The sequence below is a fragment of the Macrococcus capreoli genome (genome assembly GCF_025628935.1).
Lineage (GTDB): Bacteria > Bacillota > Bacilli > Staphylococcales > Staphylococcaceae > Macrococcoides > Macrococcoides capreoli.
The window spans coordinates 1-800 of record NZ_JAOTIS010000046.1; the positions used below are offsets into that span (position 1 = coordinate 1).

Below are 800 nucleotides of genomic sequence, written 5' to 3' on the forward strand. Positions count from 1 at the left end.
GAGGGCGGGTCATAAATAGGTCTCTAAAATAACAAGAACACCACTTTTGAATTAAAATTTGAAGTGGTGTTCTTTATTTTCTCTTTTATTATATGAGAATCTGCTCTTCGAGCAGTATATTTTCTCATATTAGTTGCCATTAAGACGATGCCTAGTTCGTTATAAACTTTTTGTTTACTTCGAACTGAGAATCTTGTGAAACCTAAATTAGCCTTCAGGTTTCCAAATGCTGGCTCCACATCAATTTTTCTTTGACTATAGTAGATCGCATTTTCTTGTTCTGAAAGCTTCTCTTTAATATTAAATTTATGCTGTTCCCAATTCATATTTTTGGAAATAACTTTAAATTCAGCTTTTCCTTTTATACACTGACTTTTTAATGGACAGTCTATACAATCATCACATTTGTAAACTTCGAAATCACGTCTAAATCCATATTCATCAGTTCGATAAGTATGCTTTAAAAAGTTCAATTTTTTATTATTTGGACATATAAAATAGTCTTCTAGAATATTGAATTTCCAATTGATTGTGTTAAACATTTGCTTTTTAATCGAGTTACTTTCTTCTTTCCTCATCATTCCATATGGAATTAAAGCAGTAATATCAAAGTTATTAGTTAAAGTTACATAATTGTATTCACTACCATAACCAGCATCAGCAACAATAATATTTGGCAATTCTTTGAGTTTCCTTTTACAATTTTCTAGAAAAGGTACGAGTGTTCTTGTATCCGTAGGATTTGGAAAAACATCATAGGCCATAATAAATTGATTATTTGTTGCGACTTGTACATTATA

General features: G+C 29.9%; 1 protein-coding gene. It reads right to left on the reverse strand.

The window, feature by feature from the left end; all coding sequences use genetic code 11:
• Positions 1 to 23: 23 nt before the first annotated feature.
• A partial coding sequence (locus tag OCL94_RS13190) for a transposase (RefSeq protein WP_262997382.1) occupies positions 24 to 800 on the reverse strand: 777 nt, incomplete at its 5' end.